Below are 18,078 nucleotides of genomic sequence, written 5' to 3' on the forward strand. Positions count from 1 at the left end.
ATAACGTGAAATTCACAAGTAATGTTTATAAGTTAAAAGATGCTTACAGAAAACTATCTGTACCTCAATTTACTATTGTTACGGGATTGTTTATTATTTTTTTTGGAACTTTGATTTTGAGTTCTCCATTATGTTCATCTTCAAATGTTGGTTTGTGGGAAGCATTTTTTACATCTACTTCTGCTATAACAGTTACTGGATTAACCATAATAGATATTGGTGTTGATTTAAATTTCTTTGGCCAAGTATTCTTGGCTTTTATGCTTTTATCAGGTGGTCTAGGATTAATGGCTATTACGACATTTTTACAAGGTTTTGTTGTAAAGGGCACAAAGTTAAAAACTAGATTAGATAAAGGAAAGACTCTAGATGAATTTGGAGTTGGAGGAATTGGTCGAACTTTTCAAAGTATTGCTATCACTGCAACTTGTATCATATCTTTTGGCGCAATTGTCTTATATTCTTTTGGATTTGTAGATATTCAAAATAATTGGGAAAGACTTTGGTCTTCTATCTTTCACAGCATATCTGCATATAACAATGCAGGTTTTTCTTTATGGTCTAATAGTCTCCAAGACTATAGAACAAATTTTTTGGTTAATATTGTGTTTATTTTTCTCATTGTCATGGGTGGACTGGGATGGAGGGTTATTGATGATATTTGGAGTAATAAAAAAAATCTTTCATATAAAAAATTGAGCCTTCATTCCAGATTAGTTATTAGGACAACTTTGTCTCTAATATTATTCGGATCATTAGGATTCTTTCTCACTGAATCATTGCTAAATAGTCAATTTTTTAATGATTTGAATTTGTTTGAAAGGTTATTATCATCAATCTTTGAAACAGTGAGTGCAAGAACCGCAGGCTTTACAAATTATCCGATCTCCTTGAACTCTATCTCAGATACTGGTCTATTATTATTAATGACGCTTATGTTTATTGGAGCAAGCACTGGAGGTACTGGTGGAGGGATAAAAACAACTACATTTATTGCTTTAATGGCTGCAACTAGATCAACTTTAAGAGGTCAGAAAGATGTAATTATTAGCAATAGATTAATTTCAGATAAAGTTATTCTAAAGGCAGTTGGAATCACTGTTGGTTCTTTGCTTTTCGTTCTTTTAATGGCAATGCTGCTCAGTACAACTAATACGTTTGTTAAAAAAGAATCTTTCACATTCCTAGAAATTTTGTTCACTTGCATATCTGCATTTGCAACAGTTGGCTTTGATATTGGTTTAACTGCAAAATTAAATCATTTTGGCCAATTTATTCTTATTGTCGGTATGTTTGTGGGCAGACTTGGTATCCTTTTGCTACTAAGTGCACTTTGGCAGGCTCTTTACAAGAGTAGAATAGATAGACAAAAGAGAATTGGCTATCCTAGGGCTGATCTTTATGTTTAGGATTGACTGAGTTTTATTATGGCTGATTGGTGGCAGTGGTCTCAAAAGAAAGAAAATGAAGCCCTCACTTTTGCAGTTGTTGGCGTTGGAAGATTTGGAACTGCTGTTTGTAGAGAACTTTTAAGTAATGGTGCAGATGTTTTGGCTGCAGATTTTTCGGAAAAAGCTATTGATGATTTGAGACAATTGGAACCTTCGATAGAAGCTAGAGTTGTAGATTGTACTGATGAAGAGTCTATGAAGGAATCTGGAATACTTGAAATGAATACTGTTGTAGTTGGTATAAGTGAACCTATTGAAGCAAGTATAACTACAACACTTATTGCCAAGGATAGTGAAGGTAGCAAAGTGAAAAGAGTAATAGCAAGGGCTACGAGTGACTTGCACGAAAAAATGTTAAAAAGGGTTGGTGCAGACAAAGTTGTTTTCCCTTCCAGAATGCAAGGAGAAAGATTAGGTTTAGAACTAGTTAGACCAAATCTAATTGAAAGATTGGAACTAGATAACCAAACTGGGATAGATGAAATAACTGTTCCAGAGGAATTTATTGGAAGATCTTTAAGAGATTTAAATTTGAGAAAAAATTATTTAGTCAATGTTCTCGCTGCAGGACCAGCTGAAGAGTTAACAGTTAATCCGCCAGCAAAATATATTTTGGAAAGAGGAAATATTTTGGTAGTTATGGGAAAAACTGTAGACTTACAGAAATTGCCTCAGAATTAATTATTTTTAATCAGATTTTTTATAGTATCGAATCCTTTGAGAAGCTCTTTTAAATCTTTTGACGCTTTGCTTTTCAAGTTCGTCTCTAAATTTATCGGTATTTAAATTATTTTCTGAGAAAAGTGATTTGTCCTCTTTTTCAAAGTATTTTTTTATTCCTTCTTGTATTAATACTTTTGCCATATTACTAACTGTCCTAGATTCATTACTGGCTAAAATAGTCAGCTGATCACATATTAATTCTGGAAGAACTACTTGAATTCTAGGGGATTTCGGCTTCCCATTTGTGGAGTTTTGACGGGTAGCCATGAGGCAAAGTGTATAACTGTTACTTATTAGTATACACAGTTAGTCAAGGATACTATCTTTGTGTATATTATTAGTAAGGAAACATATGTCCGTATCAACTAATTGTTTTTAGTTTTTTTTGCCCCATGAAAAATTCAACAAAAATTGATTCACCCAAAAGGTCTATAATTGATAAAAAGAAAAAAAGATTAGTTAATTCTGATTCTCACGATAATGAAAATAGTGATGTTTTGGTATCAGCTGTAATTAGTCCATATTTGTTAACTCATCTTCACCATATTCTTCAACAGTCTGAGTATTATGCTCAAAAGGATGGTAGAAAATCTCACGCAGCTAACTTTGCAAAACTAAGAAAGGTTTTATGTTTAGATGCAAGAAGTATGGTAGATGCATCAGCAAAAGAAATAAAAGATCCGGAAAATGATTTATCTATTAATAAATATAATGAACAAAATGTAGCTTGAAGTAATAATCTATTAATAAATAGATCTTAAAAAACATGTCCAGTAATGCTGAAAAGCTCTATAAGTTAATAGCAAATGACTCCAAAAAGAAACAAAGTTTGTTTTTGACAGCCTTAACTAATCCCAAAAAAGCCTTAGATAAAATATGTGATATTGGCAACGAATTAAATATTTCTGTCACCAAAGAAGAGGTTATAGAATATTTGAGTACTATTGACGACGAGGCAACTAAAATGTGGCTAGTTAAGGCTCGAGGAGGTCTTTAGGAAAAGGTTTAGAATAATTATTGTTTTGATTCGTAATAGGTTTTATTCTTTTGTTGTAGCCACCTCCACCAGCTAGAGTCCAAAAAAACCAATAACTTGGAATTGCAAGAGCTGCAGCTATGAAAATTACTACAATTTGTTCTATTCGTTTCATGATCCAATTTTATTCCACAAAATATTTTTTAGTAAATAAGCCTCAGAATTTGTAAATTCTATTTTTAAAACAGTGATTAGATTTGAAGGTGTAAGCAAAATTTATTCTACAGATATTGTTTTAAAAAATATTAATTGGGAGATTAAGAAAGGAGAAAAAGTTGGTTTAGTTGGTTCCAATGGTGCAGGTAAATCAACCCAATTTAAGATTTTAATTGGAGAGGAAGATCAAACAAGTGGAACGATCATCAAAGAGGGAAATCCTAAAATTGCACATTTAAAACAGGAGTTAGATTGTAACTTGAATTGTTCAGTGAGAGAGGAATTAGAAAGTTCTTTCAAAGATATACAAATTGTTGCCATTAAACTTTTAGAAATTGAGAATAAAATGAAATCATTAGATTTCAAAAAGAATTCCGATGAACTGGAAACATTAGTCAATCAACTCGCAAAATATCAAGCAAAATTTGAAGTCTTAGGTGGCTATAAAATGCAATCTGATGTAGACAAAATATTACCAAAACTAGGCTTTTCTATCGAAGATGCTGATAAATTAGTTGGTAATTTTTCAGGTGGTTGGCAGATGAAAGTTGCACTAGGAAAAATAATTTTACAAAAACCTGATTTACTTTTACTTGATGAACCAACAAATCATTTAGATTTAGATACTATTTTCTGGCTGGAAGAATATTTATCTTCGCTTAAGATTGCAATTATTATTATTAGCCATGATAGGTTTTTTTTAGACAAATTATGTAAAAAAATAATTTTTATAGATAGAGGAATAGCTGAAATATATAATGGTAACTATTCTTTTTTTGTGGAACAGAAATCTTTAAATGAAGAATCACAAAATAAAGCATATCAATTACAACAAAAAGAAATTGAGATGCAGAAGAAGTATATAGATAGATTTAGAGCTAGTGCAACTAGAAGTTCTCAAGCAAAGAGTAGAGAAAAACAATTAAAAAAGATTTCTAAAATTGAAGCGCCCATAGCAAAAGCAAAAAGTCCTGCTTTTAATTTTCCAGAGTGTCCTCGCTCAGGAAAATTAGTGCTAAATATCAAAAATTTATCTCATAGTTATGAAGACAAAATTCTTTTTTTAGATGTTAATTTAAAGATTTCTTCGGGGGATAAAATAGCAATATTAGGACCTAATGGCTCCGGTAAATCTACATTGCTGAAAATTATTATGGAAAAAATATCCCCTGAAATTGGAGAAATTAATCTTGGTAAACATAATATAATTACTAGCTATTATGAACAGAATCAGGCTGAAGCTCTTTCACTTGAGGAAAGAGTTATTGATTTAATATGTAATAAATCTCCAGAATGGTCTCAAAAAAAAGTAAGAACATTTTTAGGAGGTTTTGGTTTCCAAAAAGAAACTGTTTTTAAATATATTAAACAACTTAGTGGAGGAGAAAAGGCAAGATTAGCATTGGCTCTTATGATCATGAATCCAAGTAATTTTCTTTTATTAGATGAGCCAACTAATCATTTGGATTTGCAATCTAAAGAAAATTTAGAATTAGCAATTAATAATTATAAAGGTTCATTATTAATAATTTCTCATGATCGATATTTTATTTCAAAGGTTGCAAATAGAATTGTAGAAATTAAAGATTCAAAGTTATTTTCATATGATGGTAATTACGAATATTTTTTAGAAAAAAAATGAAAATCACAAAAGATTAGTAATTAATAAATATTTATTTTTGCAGAAAGTTTGAATACTTTTAAAAAAGTTTACATTTAGCTAGGCAAGATCACTCATTTATCTTTACATAGTTTACTGTTCTTGTTTAATCTTAAAAATACAAAAATAATTTTTAATAATTTAAATGAAAAATTATGATTTTCAAGAAAAACTGTTTCCAATTTCTGATCCTATTGAAAGTTATTTCGAATGCATTTCAACCTGTGATATAAAAGATGGTAATTGTATTTCTAGATGTGTGGAAATACTTAAAGAGAATGACGTTTGAAACTTTTAGTTATTTTGTAGATTAGTAATATCAGTTGGTATTACTTTTAACATAATAAATTTATTTCTACGTTTCAATAATATTTTTATTTGTTTATTAATACCATTTTTAGTTATTTGGTTAATAACATCTGAAACTTTCTGAATATTTTTATTACCCACTTTTATGATTATGTCATTTACTTTGATTCCACTCTTTTCAGCTGGACTATTTGGTACTACATAACCAACTTTTACGGAACTATTATTTGTTTCAGAATTACTGTCATCTATTAGGCTTATACCAATCATAGGATGTATTACTTTTCCATTATTTATTAGCTGATATGCAATTTCCTTGGCTTTATTAATTGGGATTGCGAAACTTAAACCTGCTCCTGGACCTGATCTGATCAAGGTATTAATACCAATTACTTCTCCATTACTATTCAGTAGTGGACCTCCTGAATTTCCGGGATTGATAGCAGCATCAGTTTGAATTAACTCAAGTTTTTTATCGTATATTCCTAGTTGAGTGACGTTTCTTTTTATATTGCTGATAATACCAAGTGTAACTGTGTTTTCCAGTCCGAATGGATTTCCTACTGCGATTGCCCAATCACCAACTTTAATTTTTGCTGAATCGCCCAACTTTGCTTTTGGCCAAGGCCCTTTCCCTTCAATCTTGAGCACAGCTAAATCAGTAAAAAAGTCTTGCCCTATGAGTTTTGCTTTTAATTTTTCCCCATTGGTTAAACCAACAATTACCTTATCCGATTCATTTACAACATGAGCATTAGTCATTACAAGTCCGTCTGCGAATATAAACCCACTTCCTTGGTTTTGCTCTATCCTTGGCTGATTATCGTTAGGTAAGTCTAATCCAAAAAATCTTTCAAAATATGGGTCTATAAATAGTTGAGAATTTTTTGGAAACTTTCTTTTTTTAATATATCTTTGAGTATCAATTGTCACAACAGAAGAACCAGTTTTTTCTACAGCTTTAGTTATGAATGATTTGTGTGAATACGTATTATTTTCATTAAATCTTGGATTAGTTAATGGTCCAGATATTATATTTGAAGGACATATAATACCAATTGTGATTGCTGAGGAGAATAATAACTTCTTGTGTCTGTAAAGTTTCAATTTTGATTTTTTTATATTCTATGAATGAATTAAATACACATTATTTATGTAGTTTTAATATAACTACTAAAAAAAATTTATATAGTTCAGAGAAAAATTTATTAACTCAAAATAGCTAATTTTCTTTTTTTCGGGCTATGATATTAATCATATATCCAATTGATTTATAAGTTTGATGTCCATTTTATTTCCAATTATATATTCTGCAGCCTTAACTTATTTAGTTTGGAAAGCTTTTAAAGTGATGTCGAATGGTTGGGGTATCTCTGGGACAGAGAAAAAACGTTTCAGTAATTCTAACCTTCAACAAAAAAAGTACACAATACATCCAGAACTATTAGATAAATCAGGAAACATAACTGAAGAGGAATTATTAACAGTAAGATTTTCAAATGATAATGACTCTACCCTAGAAGAAAAGGGTTCAAAAACTGATTAATTGAATTCAAAATTTAAGGTAAAAAAATTGGAATTAAGAACAAAAATTGTCTCAGCGGTCATAAGATCTCTTAAGTTGCCACCAAGGTTTAGATTAAAAATGGTTAAAGAAGATCCTGTTAGGCTTGAACTAAGCCTAACTCCTTCTTATGGTAAAAATCCAATTATTGTTGGTATAGTAGAGTCTTTAGACTTAGTCGCTCGAAGAGATAGAGAAGGTAGATTACCCAGAGATCTTCAAGGAACTTGGGATTGGACCGTAAGACATGGAAAAGTAAGTACTGGAGGGTGGAATCCTATGCTAAAGGAAGCCTTGCAAACAATGTTTGAAACAGGACTGCCCGCAATTGTTTATGAGGAATTAACTGGAGATGAGTATCGACCAGTTGATGGTGTGAGACATATTAAATAATTAATTATTTTTCATAAATCCTTCCTCAAAACGTTAAAATAGTTAGAAAGACGATTTAGTTAATTATGAACGATGAAAATCAACCAAGATTTGGATTTGTAAATTTTGCTGAAACTTGGAATGGCCGTATGGCAATGATGGGCATTCTGATTGGTCTTGGTACTGAATTAATTACTGGTCAAAGTATCCTTAGACAAATTGGAATAGGTTAAATTCTTATTTAATTTCTTCTGCCTTAACTTCAATAGTACTTTCACTAGGTTTTTTATCTAATTCATTTCTATTACTAATATCCTTTAAATCTGAATCAAAATTACTAAATGTATTAATTTTTGAATTGTAAAAGTTGAATCCTATAAAAACTAAAATTAATAATAAAAGAGGAATAAGAAATAACAGCAGTAGTATGTTTCCTAGAAAGCTTATTAAAAAGTTAATCCCAAAAATAGGAATAACTATAAGTATGATTAAAGAATAAGTAAGGAGAGTTTTATTGACTTTAAGAAAATAATTCATACTATTTATTATGTCTTATTCTTCTTTTATTTACTAATGACATACTAGCAATAACTACACTCCAGCACTGTCCAAAATATAAAATCACACCTAAAAGCCAGACCCATAAAGTAAGTACGAGAAAACCTCCAATAAAACCATATGCTTGAAATCTTGCGCCAAGAGAAAGAATACTTTTACTAACTGCCAAATTCAAAGTAGTTAGTCCAATTCCAATAAGAATAGATCCTGGCAAAAGTGGTTTTAAAGGGACTTTTCTGCTAGGCAATAGGGCTTGTAATAAAAGAGCCATTAAAGAAAAGCCAATTAGTGGGATTGCAAATTGACCAACTTGTAAAAGGGGTAACTTTAGCAATAAATCAGAAATTAGATTATTAGATTTTGAGAGATTTTCTAAAACGTTACTTGGTATCATCCTAAGATTTGCACTAATCTGATCTAATACCATTAAGAATCCTATAAAGAATACTATTAAAAAAGCTTCAATTCTATTGCGGAGAAACCTCGAAGCTTGCTCTCTCCATGCAGCATTTACTTTTTTAGAAGGAAGTTCGTCTTCCCATAGCCTATCTGAACCTCTTTGTAGAGATAAATATGCATTTCCTGCTGTAAATAGCAAGAACATAGCTCCTAGAATACCTGCTCCAAAACCTTGATCAATCAAATTAAATAATGTAGTTTCTACTAATTCAACTACCGAAGGAGGTAAAACCTGAGCAGCAACAGAAATTATTTGTTGATCTAATCCCTCCTGTTTGCCTAGGAACCATGATGCTATGGAAAGAGAAATTAAAAGAATCGGAAAAAATGATTGTAGTGTGTAGTAAGCAAATGCAGCACTTAAATCAATACAATCAGATTTGCTCCATCTCTCACATGCTCCCCAAAAACTTTTTAGTACCCATGCTAAGCTGCGCTGCATATTGATTTTCTTCAAATATTTATCTTATGTATTTTGCTTATTGTATCTAATTACAAAATATTTCAAGCAATTATTTCTTAATGAAGCAACTATTTTTCTAATAATAAATTACCCCATGGCTTTAAGATTTTGATTTTTTCTAAAGATCTACAAGCAATTAATGGAAAATTAACACTGCTCAAGTTTTGTCCTGAAACTAAATTTAAAGGATCTGTTTCTAACCACTCTATAGAACAATTAAGTTCTTCTAATAACAACCAGGCAGCTGCAATATCCCATATCTTGGGGGTTGATTCTATTGCTCCAAAAGTTTGACCCATCGCTACACTTGTTAGATTTAAGCTCGATACACCTAAGAGTCTAATTTTGCCAGGAAATATTGAGTTTGGTTTTTTCTGGAGAATTTTTATAGATCTACTACATAAAGAAACGCATTCACTATTATGATTATTGTTGTTAGGGTCTATTTTTTGGTTATTTAACCAAACACCTTTACCTTTAATAGATACAAACTTTTTTTTCAACGTAGGGATTATTAAAAAAGAAGATTGAGGTTTACCATCCACAAACCTTGCGACTGATATAGACCAGTATGGAATACCTGCAGCAAAATTTGTTGTCCCATCAAGTGGATCAACCACCCAATATGCTTTTGTATTGGGAATGGACTTACCCCCTTCTTCACTAAGGACTCCCTCATCTGGAGCGATTGAAGCTAGAGAATCTACAATTGTTTTGTCACTCCATAAGTCACAACTTGTTATTAATGACCCGTCTGCTTTATTGCTGGCACTAATATTTCCAAAATCTTTTATTTGACGTTGACTAACTATTTCAAATAGAGAATCTAATTCACTTAGTTGCTTATTAGTTAAAGTTGTTGGATTCATCTTGAAATATTGCAAATAGATTCGCTATCTTTAATTTTATTATTATTGTTATCCAAACAACTTTTACTTATTTCAAGAAAAGTTAATCTTTCTAATTCATCTAAATTCAAATTGTAATTATATAGAGCATTAATATTTTTTGCTTTTGCATTACTTAATTCATTTTGCCTTACAAGTACATCTTTGAGAGTTGATATGCCAACATCATATCTAAGTCTAGAAAGTCTTACAGACTCTTTACTAGATTCAATTTCTTTAAGAGAAGAAATTATTTTCTGTTCATTTAATTTGAGATTCAAATAGGCTTTACTAATATTTGTGGTCAAAACATTTTTTAGATTTTTATAAGTATATTCCTCAGATTCTGCATCTGCTATTTTTGATTTGTAAGAGTTCTTATTCTGTCCGCCATTAAAAATATTCCATGCAAAATTTAAACTTATTGTATTTGTATAGTTAGATCCAGATTTTTCAGAGTCAATATTACTGGAAAGAGAGTCCCCCTTTGAAAAAGTACTTGCTAAAGTGTTGCTGATATAAATTTTTGGCTTATTTTGAGATAAAAAACTTTGTGCTTGACTCTTTTTAATAGATTGTTGAAGAAGGATGTTTTTCAAAGAAAGATTTTGATCTAAACCTTCATTAATATTTTTATTTAATCTATGATTCCAGAAACCTATTAGATTTTGCTCTTTATTAGTTTCAAAATCCCCATTTATGTTAAGAATCTCTTTGAGAGAAATTGTATTAATTTCATGTTCTATTTTCTTTTCATTAAGAGATTGTTTATCTCGAGATAATTGAGCTTCTGCTTCAAGAACTTCAAATTTTGTACCAATTCCAGCATCTAACTTTGCTAAAGCGTTATCTAAACTTGTATTTGATAAATTAAGTGTAAATTTTTTATTTTGAATATCTTGATATGACTTTTGGTATTTGTGGTACCTTATCCTTGCTTCTTGAATTAAATCTTTTTTCTTAATCTCATAATTATTTTCTGCAATTTTGTAATTTTCTTTCGCAATTTTGATTTCCGGTCCTCTAAGGGGATCAATTAAATTCCATTTGATATTTAGAGAGGGATTAGCACTATATTGTGATGTTTTTAAAGTCGTTGAATTGCTACTGTGTTTTTTGCCTGCGACATATTTTGGCAATCCATTTGCTTGAAAATCTAAGGATGGATATCTTTGAGCAATTTGACTGGAAAGATTAAAGCTTGCAGAGGTAACTAGATTTTTTAATGATCTTAACTCTTGATTATTTAAGACAATTTCTTCTATTTCTTGATAACTAATAAAAGGCTTGTTTGGTTTTTCTTCTAAAACACTATCAATATAATCTTTGGTTTCGCTAGATAGTACATTGATGGAATTTATACATAGAGCGAGAGGCAAAAATAAGATCGGATTTATTACTCTTCTAAGCATGTTTTATAGTATCAGTGTTATTCGATTGACCAACCAAAGTATTAATAATATCATTTGAATCATCAAGAACGTGAATTTTGGTCTTTAATTGATTTTCCACGTCTTTAATATTTTTATCATCTAAAAATAAATCAGTATTAAGTTTTAACATAATTGATGGTATGTAAATAGCTTCTCCTAAATCCTTATTTTTCAAACCGTCAATTAGATCTTCTCCAGTAAGAAGACCAGTTACAACTTGCTCTTGTCCCCAATAAATACTTGGTAAACCATATAAATTAATTTTCAAACCATCTATTAAGTTTAATTTTTTAACTGTAGGAATTAAGGCTTCATAAACTAATTTACCAACAATCCAACTAACTTTCTTTGGCTGTTTTACTTTTTGAGGGAGGTTGTTAGATTTCTCACTTAATATCTTGAGAAAGCCTCTAATTGATCCTACTCCATTAGATTCTTGAGGCATATTTTCATAGGTTTTGTAACTAGGCAAATTTCTACCAGCTATTAAATACCATTCGTCTGCTAGCCAACAAAAACGAGTCCCAAGCCTAATTTGTAGAGAGGCTTGAATTCTCTCTACTTGTTTAATAGTTTTTATTGCGTATTCTGGTCTTATTGATTTTAATCCATCATTTTCAGGTCTAAACTTTGTAAGCCCTACAGGAACTATTGCAACTGAAAGTACTGTTTGAAAATTTTTTTTGTAGAATTCAGCAAGTTCAAAAATTGATTTCTCAAGAATCTCTCCATCATTTATATCTGGACATACAACAATTTGAGCATGTAGTTGAATTGAGTTTCTTTCAAACCATGAAATTTGGTCAAGAATCATTCCTGCTTTTTTATTTTTTAATAATTTTTCTCGAGTAGCAGGATCAGTTGCATGAACAGAAATAAAAAGCGGGGATAGCTTTTGGGTAGCAATTCTTTTCCAGTCTTCTTTCTTTAAATTCGTAAGAGTTAGATAAGAGCCATATAGGAAACTTAATCTATAATCATCATCTTTTACGTAAAGACTTTTTCTTTTTCCGCTTGGTTGTTGATCTATAAAACAAAATGGACATCTATTATTACATTGCTTAATTGAATCAAATAATGCATCTTTAAAATTAATGCCCAAATTCGCGTCTTGATCTTTTTCAATACTTATATTATGAATTTCAAGATTTTTATCTAAAACTGATATTTCTAAAATTTCTTCACTAATTAGAATTTGATAATCAATTAAATCTCTTGGTTTTTTTCCATTAATACTAATTATGGAATCACCTGATTCAAATCCTATTTCTTGAGCAATAGAATTAGCTTCAATACTTTCAATTTCGGCAGGATTTATTTTATAAGTAATATTGGGAACCAAAAGATCATTAGAATCTTCTTTGTAATTAATTTCCTGCCACACAATTAAATTCCAAATATTCTTCTTTATTTTTATTCTAAACTTATTTTTGTCTCAAAGTGTATTAAATACTTTTAAAATACCAAATATACTTGTGAGATTAAGGGCCTTTTATTTATTAAAATATGTCATTCGCAGTTTTTTAAACCACGATTTAAATTATTTAAAATAACCCAATAATTTTTATTCATTGAAAGATTTAATTACAAAAAATTTAGAAGTGAAAGATAAATTTAACTATGAAGTGAATAAAAAAGTTTATTCATACGAAAATACTTTTTTATCAAGGTCAATTTCTTTAAGATTATGGTCTTCTTTTTTTGTAGTTTTACCTATATTTGTTCAAGCTCCTTGGGTTAGATTAGAACCAATTAGTGCTCTTTGTTTTACTTTTGTTATTCTCTTAGGGGCATTTGTTTTGAATCAGAAAGAATCAAATAAATGGTTTATTGTTAGTTCATTATTAATTGGTGTATCAGGGAGTTGGCTTGGTGGGTGTTTGTTCTGGGGATGGTTAAGTCCATTTCCTATCCTCCACATTCCTGTTGAAGCTGTAGTTCTACCATTAGCTTTAATTGGATTTGGCACTAATTGGAAAATTGGTTCTAGTTTTTATATATCATCCCTATTTGGAACCGCAGTTACTGACATTACAATATTTTTAATCGGAATAATGGATCAATGGAGGCAGGTCATTACAGCAGATTCTGAAACTGCACCACTGATTCTCCAAAAAACCTCAGAGAATCTTATCCATATAAAATCATTATCTATTATTGTTTTTGTTGCACTTATACTTTGGTTTATTTCGAAAGAAATTTTTGATGCAGCGAATATTAATACTATTAATGGTAAAGCACTCTTAGTTTCTAGTTATGTAATTCAAACTACATTAATTGTTGATGGAATTTTTATTTTTTTAGCAATTCTGCAACCAAATTTTAGTGGATTGGTTTAATGTTAAGGCCTCCATTTTCGCACGAACCGATTCCATTAAATAATTGGGATGTCATTGTTATAGGTGCTGGAGCTGCAGGACTTATGACTTGTCTTGAGTTACCTGCAAATTTAAAAGTGCTACTTTTAAATAGAAACACAAGCAAGGTATCTTCTAGTAGATGGGCTCAAGGAGGAATAGCATCTGTTGTTAGACAGGACGATTCATTCGATCTTCATGCTGATGATACTTTAAAAGCAGGAGATGGACTATGTGATTTTCAAGCGGTAGAAATGCTGGTTAAAGAAGCCCCTGGTTGTGTTGACAGGTTGCAGAATTTAGGGATGATTTTTGATCAAAGTTTTGATCAACTAGCTACTACTTTAGAAGCGGCCCATTCTCGCAGAAGAGTCTTGCATGTTAAAGATCGTACTGGAAGAGCATTAGTTGAAGTTCTAGAAGATCATATTGAAAATAAAAAAAATATTCTTCACTGTAGGGGTGTAAGAGTAACTGAACTTCTTATTGAAAATGAAGAATGCAAGGGAGTTCAGGTTCTTGATGGAGCTAATTTGTATTGGATTAAATCGAGAGCTGTTGTTTTAGCTACAGGTGGAGGTGGGCATTTATTTACTAATACAACCAATCCCGCGCAATCCTCTGGAGAAGGGATCGCTCTTGCATGGAAAGCAGGTGCTGCTATTGAAGATTTAGAGTTTGTTCAATTTCATCCAACCGCTTTAAAATTCTATGGCGCCCCTTGTTTCTTAATATCTGAGGCACTTAGAGGAGAAGGCGCAATATTAATCGATAAAAATGGTGAAAGCCCAGTTAAAAATCTTAAAAATCGTGATTTAGCTACTAGAGATCAGGTAAGTAGAGCAATTATGAAGAATATGTATGACAATAATGTGGATCATGTTGGCTTAGATCTTCGTTACATTGATCCAGAAAAACTTGTAGAGCGATTTCCCACAATTTTAAGTAGATGTCAGGATTATGGCGTTAATCCTTTAAATGAGATTATTCCTGTCGCTCCAGCAGCTCATTATTGGATGGGAGGCGTTAAAACTGATTTAAGTGCATCTTCTACAAGAAAAGGATTATATGCTGTAGGAGAAGTTGCTTCTACAGGTGTGCATGGTGCGAATAGATTGGCAAGTAATTCACTAATGGAATGCCTCGTTTTTGCGAGAAAACTGTCTTCAATTGTTCTGAGTGATCCTCCTAAATTCGCAAAATTTGATAGATCATTCCAAGAGTTCGATATTAAAGACCCGAAAGAAGATCAAATTTCTCAAATTGCAGAAAAAATTGATGAATTAAGAAAACTATGTTGGTCAAATCTAGGTGTATCTCGAAATAAAGTAAATATGAGTAAATTTCTCGATACTATTCAAGATGATATGGCTCAATTACAAAAAAATTCCTTACTAAATAGTCTTGAAAAAATAAATTTTGATCAAGAAATTAGACTTAGTGAACCTAATAGAAGGGCACTTAATCTTTTACTTGATTTAAAGAATAGACAAATAACAACTATAACTTTATTAAAAGCTTGTCTTTTTAGAGAAGAAAGCAGAGGAGGTCATTATAGAGATGATTTTCCAAATAAAGATAAAAATTGGGTATGCCATACTAGACAACTGTTAGATAAAGAAATTCATAAAAGATTTATTAAAAATTAGAATCTCCTTGATAGCCAGTCGTTATCGCTAAATCATTCAGGTCGAGAGTACCGCTAATAATTTCTCCATTTATTTCCCAAGAAGGAAATCCACTAATTCCTTTGGTTTGGCATAGCTCATATTGATTGTCTTTCCCATCACTAGCACATTCCACTACTTTTAATTCTTTAACTGCCTCCTTACCAAATAGTTGTTTCTGATCATGGCAATGCGGGCACCAATAGGCACTATACATAACAATATTGTTTTCTCTCAAGAATTTTGCAAATAGCACCTTCTGGGGAGAGCTTGAAGTAGTAATTAGCGGTGATAAATTGTCAGTGGGACTTGAAACATCAATAGCATTTGAAGGGTCAACGTTAGTTGACCATATTAAGCCACCTACGAGGACACTTAGGAATACTACAAAACCTCTAAAGATCATAGGTTCTCTACTTTCAAACTTTGCTCCAATCATAGAAATTATAAAGATAGAAAACGATAAAATTGCTGAAAGTATACAAAAAAAGCAATATGCTTGAATCTTAAAAAACATTATATTAATTAACAAAAAGCTAAATGTAGATGAGGCACAAGAGATTAGAAATATTAACCACCATAAAAACTTGTTTAGCTTTTCTTTTGGGGAAATTAAATTAAGTGAAAGTATTATTGTGATAACTAATATTGATAAATAAGTTATCAATCCTGCTAATGAAAGAGGTATATTAATTTGATTATTCGCAAATAAAGTACCCCAAGGACTATTTAAAACTGTTTCACAACCATTTTGTGTCCCTGGGCATGAAAGAGAAGTAAATAATCCCCAGTTTTTTAAAGTAATTGAACCTGTGTCAACTATGCCTATAGTGCTAAGAATAGAGATTAAAATTTTTGGCCATTTTAGATCCTTTTTATTTCTACTTTTTAAAGTCTTAAGCGCCATAAAAAATGAAAGTTTGTTATTTACATGATCTGTCCTAATATTATCTTGGCATGAGAGTTATAAACGGAATGCCGTTTGAATTTTTTAATTTTTTAAAGTTTGTGAAACAAAATAATCTAAATGTTAAAGAAAAAAAATTCTCTAAAGTTGCTTTTAGTCATGTTGGTTGTGAGAAAAATCTAGTCGATACTCAACATATGCAAGGCTTATTAGATAAAGATGGTTATGAAGTTGAAAGTAATATAAACGATGCAAATATTGTTGTTGTCAATACTTGTAGTTTTATTGAAACAGCTAGAGAAGAATCAATTAGGAAAATTCTAGAATACACAAATCAAGGAAAAGAAGTAATTGTTGCAGGCTGTATGGCTCAGCATTTTAAAGAAGAACTTCTAAAAGAAATACCCGAAATAAAAGGTTTGGTTGGAACTGGAGATTATCAAAAGATAGCCAAGGTTTTAGATAGAGTAGAAAAAGGGGAAATCGTTAATGAAGTTTCAAAAATACCTGAATTTATTGCAGATGAGGAAATACCTCGTTTTGTAGATAAAAACAAATTCGTTGCTTATCTTCGTATTGCTGAAGGCTGCAACTATAATTGCGCTTTTTGTATTATTCCTAAGTTGAGAGGTCCTCAAAGAAGTAGGACAATAGAATCTATAGTTTCAGAAGCCAAAAGTCTTGCAAAGCAGGGTATTAAAGAAATCATATTAATTAGTCAAATTACAACTAATTACGGAAAAGATATTTATGGAAAACCATCATTAGCCAAACTTTTGAATGAGCTTTCTAAAGTTCCAATTCCTTGGATAAGGATACATTATGCGTATCCAACGGGTTTAACTGATGAAGTTATTAGAGCTTTCAAAGATTCAAAGAATATAGTGCCTTACTTTGATTTGCCACTTCAACATAGTCATCCAGATGTGTTGAAGAGTATGAACAGACCTTGGCAGGCTTCTTTGAATGAATCAATTTTGGAGAAAATTAGAGAAGAAATTCCATCTGCTGTATTAAGAACTAGTCTCATTGTTGGTTTCCCAGGAGAAAAAAAAGAACATTTTGAACATCTTCTCGAATTTTTGGATAGGCACAAATTTGATCATGTGGGAGTGTTTATTTTTTCTCCTGAGGAAGGAACTGCAGCTTTTGATTTACCAAATAAAGTATCCCCAGAGGTTGCAGCGGCAAGAAAAGATAACGTTATTTCAGTGCAGCAAAATATCTCTAAAGATAAAAATCAGTCATATGTTGGCTCAAAAATGAAGATTTTGGTGGAAAAAATATCAGATAATAACGAATTAATAGGTCGGTCCTACAATTTCGCGCCTGAAATTGACGGAAATGTGATTTTATCTATTAGTGCTAATAATTATTTGAGAAATTATATTGGTAAATTTGTTGAAGCAAATATTTCTTTTGCGGATGAATATGATTTGTATGGAGAGACTATTAAAATTTTGTAGTTTTTTTAAATTAATTTAACTGCTCTTAAGAGCTTATCTAATGCGAAAGCAGCTCCAAAACCAAAACCAATAAATGCAAAATAGAAAATGATGTTCATTAATTTTTTTATTTTTATTTAATTTAACATCAGATGAAAAGATTAGATTTTTTCGTTTAATTTCTTAATCTTGGATATAAGGTAATTTTTTGTATAAACATTCTTCTGCTTTTTGTAGTTCCCTTCCTAAATATAGAGCATGATCGAATTTGGTTATTAAGTCATTTCTTTCTTCAGTGATCAATATTCCAAGTTGTTTCGCACTAATACCTTCAAAAACTTCATTACTAACTCTTTTATTTTGAGAGTCGCATTTAATTGGTTCATTTGTTTCTGGGTCAAGCGCATATCCGTCATCATTAATATTATTTAGAAAGTGCTCTAAAATTATTTTATTTTCTTCTAAATCTACTTTTATAATAAAATAACCGTTTGGATCTAAGTCTATATATCGGTTGGATAGATTATTATCAATCTTTATTTTTTCATCGAAACTTTTACTAGAATCCATTCTTAGAAGTTAATAAAAAACTATATTACTAATATAATCTTTGTGACAGCCAAATAATTTT

At 30.8% G+C, this 18,078-nt stretch carries 23 protein-coding genes; 12 read left to right on the top strand and 11 right to left on the bottom strand.

Annotated elements, in window-relative coordinates; genetic code table 11:
• The first annotated feature begins 5 nt into the window (after window positions 1–5).
• Window positions 6–1,409 (top strand): TrkH family potassium uptake protein, encoded by a 1,404-nt coding sequence (locus PMT9312_RS00435; RefSeq protein ID WP_011375651.1) that lies wholly within the window; start codon window positions 6–8, stop codon window positions 1,407–1,409.
• Between the two features lie 18 nt (window positions 1,410–1,427).
• Window positions 1,428–2,132, top strand: coding sequence for a potassium channel family protein (locus PMT9312_RS00440; protein ID WP_011375652.1), 705 nt, complete (start codon window positions 1,428–1,430; stop codon window positions 2,130–2,132).
• A 6-nt stretch (window positions 2,133–2,138) separates the two neighbouring features.
• Here PMT9312_RS00440 and PMT9312_RS00445 read toward each other — a convergent pair whose 3' ends face one another.
• Window positions 2,139–2,441: a ribbon-helix-helix domain-containing protein gene (locus tag PMT9312_RS00445; protein WP_011375653.1), complete on the bottom strand. Its 303-nt coding sequence runs from the start codon at window positions 2,439–2,441 to the stop codon at window positions 2,139–2,141.
• Between the two features lie 125 nt (window positions 2,442–2,566).
• On the opposite strand from PMT9312_RS00445, the gene PMT9312_RS00450 reads away from it, so the two are divergent.
• Entirely contained in the window at window positions 2,567–2,905 is a 339-nt protein-coding gene (locus tag PMT9312_RS00450) for a hypothetical protein (protein ID WP_011375654.1), read from the top strand.
• Window positions 2,906–2,940: 35 nt separating this feature from the next.
• The gene (locus tag PMT9312_RS00455; RefSeq protein ID WP_011375655.1) at window positions 2,941–3,171 is read left to right on the top strand and encodes a hypothetical protein; all 231 of its coding nucleotides are present in this window, start codon (window positions 2,941–2,943) and stop codon (window positions 3,169–3,171) included.
• Here the strand turns inward: PMT9312_RS00455 and PMT9312_RS09655 are convergent.
• Window positions 3,149–3,325 carry a hypothetical protein gene (locus tag PMT9312_RS09655; RefSeq protein ID WP_011375656.1) on the bottom strand — a complete coding sequence of 59 codons (177 nt, stop codon included), beginning with the start codon at window positions 3,323–3,325 and terminating at the stop codon, window positions 3,149–3,151. The genes PMT9312_RS00455 and PMT9312_RS09655 overlap by 23 nt on opposite strands.
• Before the next feature lie 72 nt (window positions 3,326–3,397).
• Between PMT9312_RS09655 and abc-f the strand changes: the two genes are divergently transcribed.
• A complete protein-coding gene (gene abc-f / locus PMT9312_RS00460; RefSeq protein ID WP_011375657.1) occupies window positions 3,398–5,008 on the top strand; it encodes a ribosomal protection-like ABC-F family protein in 1,611 nt (536 codons plus the stop codon).
• A gap of 163 nt (window positions 5,009–5,171) precedes the next feature.
• The gene (locus tag PMT9312_RS09660) at window positions 5,172–5,315 is read left to right on the top strand and encodes a hypothetical protein (RefSeq protein ID WP_193741841.1); all 144 of its coding nucleotides are present in this window, start codon (window positions 5,172–5,174) and stop codon (window positions 5,313–5,315) included.
• A gap of 5 nt (window positions 5,316–5,320) precedes the next feature.
• On the opposite strand, the gene PMT9312_RS00465 is transcribed toward PMT9312_RS09660, so the two are convergent.
• Entirely contained in the window at window positions 5,321–6,442 is a 1,122-nt protein-coding gene (locus PMT9312_RS00465) for a trypsin-like peptidase domain-containing protein (RefSeq protein WP_011375658.1), read from the bottom strand.
• A gap of 175 nt (window positions 6,443–6,617) precedes the next feature.
• Between PMT9312_RS00465 and PMT9312_RS00470 the strand changes: the two genes are divergently transcribed.
• The 3 genes from PMT9312_RS00470 (at window position 6,618) to PMT9312_RS00480 (ending at window position 7,504) form a co-directional block, all read left to right on the top strand.
• Window positions 6,618–6,881 carry a DUF2973 domain-containing protein gene (locus tag PMT9312_RS00470; protein ID WP_011375659.1) on the top strand — a complete coding sequence of 88 codons (264 nt, stop codon included), beginning with the start codon at window positions 6,618–6,620 and terminating at the stop codon, window positions 6,879–6,881.
• Window positions 6,882–6,908: 27 nt separating this feature from the next.
• The gene (locus PMT9312_RS00475; RefSeq protein ID WP_036924475.1) at window positions 6,909–7,292 is read left to right on the top strand and encodes a hypothetical protein; all 384 of its coding nucleotides are present in this window, start codon (window positions 6,909–6,911) and stop codon (window positions 7,290–7,292) included.
• Between the two features lie 65 nt (window positions 7,293–7,357).
• On the top strand, window positions 7,358–7,504 hold the full coding sequence (locus tag PMT9312_RS00480) for a high light inducible protein (RefSeq protein ID WP_011375661.1): 147 nt from the start codon (window positions 7,358–7,360) through the stop codon (window positions 7,502–7,504).
• Window positions 7,505–7,508: 4 nt separating this feature from the next.
• On the opposite strand, the gene PMT9312_RS00485 is transcribed toward PMT9312_RS00480, so the two are convergent.
• The 5 genes from PMT9312_RS00485 to PMT9312_RS00505 form a co-directional block, all read right to left on the bottom strand.
• Window positions 7,509–7,808 carry a hypothetical protein gene (locus PMT9312_RS00485; RefSeq protein WP_011375662.1) on the bottom strand — a complete coding sequence of 100 codons (300 nt, stop codon included), beginning with the start codon at window positions 7,806–7,808 and terminating at the stop codon, window positions 7,509–7,511.
• Between the two features lies 1 nt (window position 7,809).
• Window positions 7,810–8,730 carry a YihY/virulence factor BrkB family protein gene (locus tag PMT9312_RS00490; protein WP_011375663.1) on the bottom strand — a complete coding sequence of 307 codons (921 nt, stop codon included), beginning with the start codon at window positions 8,728–8,730 and terminating at the stop codon, window positions 7,810–7,812.
• Window positions 8,731–8,819: 89 nt separating this feature from the next.
• On the bottom strand, window positions 8,820–9,620 hold the full coding sequence (locus tag PMT9312_RS00495) for an inositol monophosphatase family protein (protein WP_011375664.1): 801 nt from the start codon (window positions 9,618–9,620) through the stop codon (window positions 8,820–8,822).
• Entirely contained in the window at window positions 9,617–11,050 is a 1,434-nt protein-coding gene (locus PMT9312_RS00500; RefSeq protein ID WP_011375665.1) for a TolC family protein, read from the bottom strand. The genes PMT9312_RS00495 and PMT9312_RS00500 overlap by 4 nt, the downstream gene beginning before the upstream one ends.
• A complete protein-coding gene (locus PMT9312_RS00505; RefSeq protein WP_011375666.1) occupies window positions 11,043–12,455 on the bottom strand; it encodes a TIGR03279 family radical SAM protein in 1,413 nt (470 codons plus the stop codon). The genes PMT9312_RS00500 and PMT9312_RS00505 overlap by 8 nt, the downstream gene beginning before the upstream one ends.
• A gap of 187 nt (window positions 12,456–12,642) precedes the next feature.
• Here PMT9312_RS00505 and PMT9312_RS00510 point away from each other — a divergent pair, with 187 nt between their 5' ends.
• Together PMT9312_RS00510 and nadB are read left to right on the top strand one after the other, a co-directional pair.
• Complete coding sequence (locus PMT9312_RS00510) at window positions 12,643–13,410, top strand: DUF3120 domain-containing protein (protein WP_036924432.1); 768 nt, start codon at window positions 12,643–12,645, stop codon at window positions 13,408–13,410.
• Window positions 13,410–15,077, top strand: coding sequence for an L-aspartate oxidase (gene nadB, locus PMT9312_RS00515; RefSeq protein WP_011375668.1), 1,668 nt, complete (start codon window positions 13,410–13,412; stop codon window positions 15,075–15,077). The genes PMT9312_RS00510 and nadB overlap by 1 nt, the downstream gene beginning before the upstream one ends.
• Here the strand turns inward: nadB and PMT9312_RS00520 are convergent.
• Window positions 15,067–16,002, bottom strand: a complete 936-nt coding sequence (locus PMT9312_RS00520) for a vitamin K epoxide reductase family protein (protein WP_011375669.1) — start codon at window positions 16,000–16,002, stop codon at window positions 15,067–15,069. The genes nadB and PMT9312_RS00520 overlap by 11 nt on opposite strands.
• Before the next feature lie 101 nt (window positions 16,003–16,103).
• On the opposite strand from PMT9312_RS00520, the gene rimO reads away from it, so the two are divergent.
• Window positions 16,104–17,468 carry a 30S ribosomal protein S12 methylthiotransferase RimO gene (gene rimO, locus PMT9312_RS00525; protein WP_036924474.1) on the top strand — a complete coding sequence of 455 codons (1,365 nt, stop codon included), beginning with the start codon at window positions 16,104–16,106 and terminating at the stop codon, window positions 17,466–17,468.
• A 5-nt stretch (window positions 17,469–17,473) separates the two neighbouring features.
• Here the strand turns inward: rimO and PMT9312_RS00530 are convergent, their stop codons facing one another.
• Together PMT9312_RS00530 and PMT9312_RS00535 are read right to left on the bottom strand one after the other, a co-directional pair.
• Window positions 17,474–17,566: a cytochrome b6-f complex subunit PetL gene (locus tag PMT9312_RS00530; protein ID WP_011375671.1), complete on the bottom strand. Its 93-nt coding sequence runs from the start codon at window positions 17,564–17,566 to the stop codon at window positions 17,474–17,476.
• 64 nt (window positions 17,567–17,630) lie between these two features.
• Window positions 17,631–18,017 (bottom strand): DUF4346 domain-containing protein, encoded by a 387-nt coding sequence (locus tag PMT9312_RS00535; protein WP_011375672.1) that lies wholly within the window; start codon window positions 18,015–18,017, stop codon window positions 17,631–17,633.
• Between the last annotated feature and the right edge of the window lie 61 nt (window positions 18,018–18,078).

Origin of the sequence: Prochlorococcus marinus str. MIT 9312 (assembly GCF_000012645.1) — a bacterium.
GTDB classification, from domain to species: Bacteria; Cyanobacteriota; Cyanobacteriia; order PCC-6307; family Cyanobiaceae; genus Prochlorococcus_A; species Prochlorococcus_A marinus_L.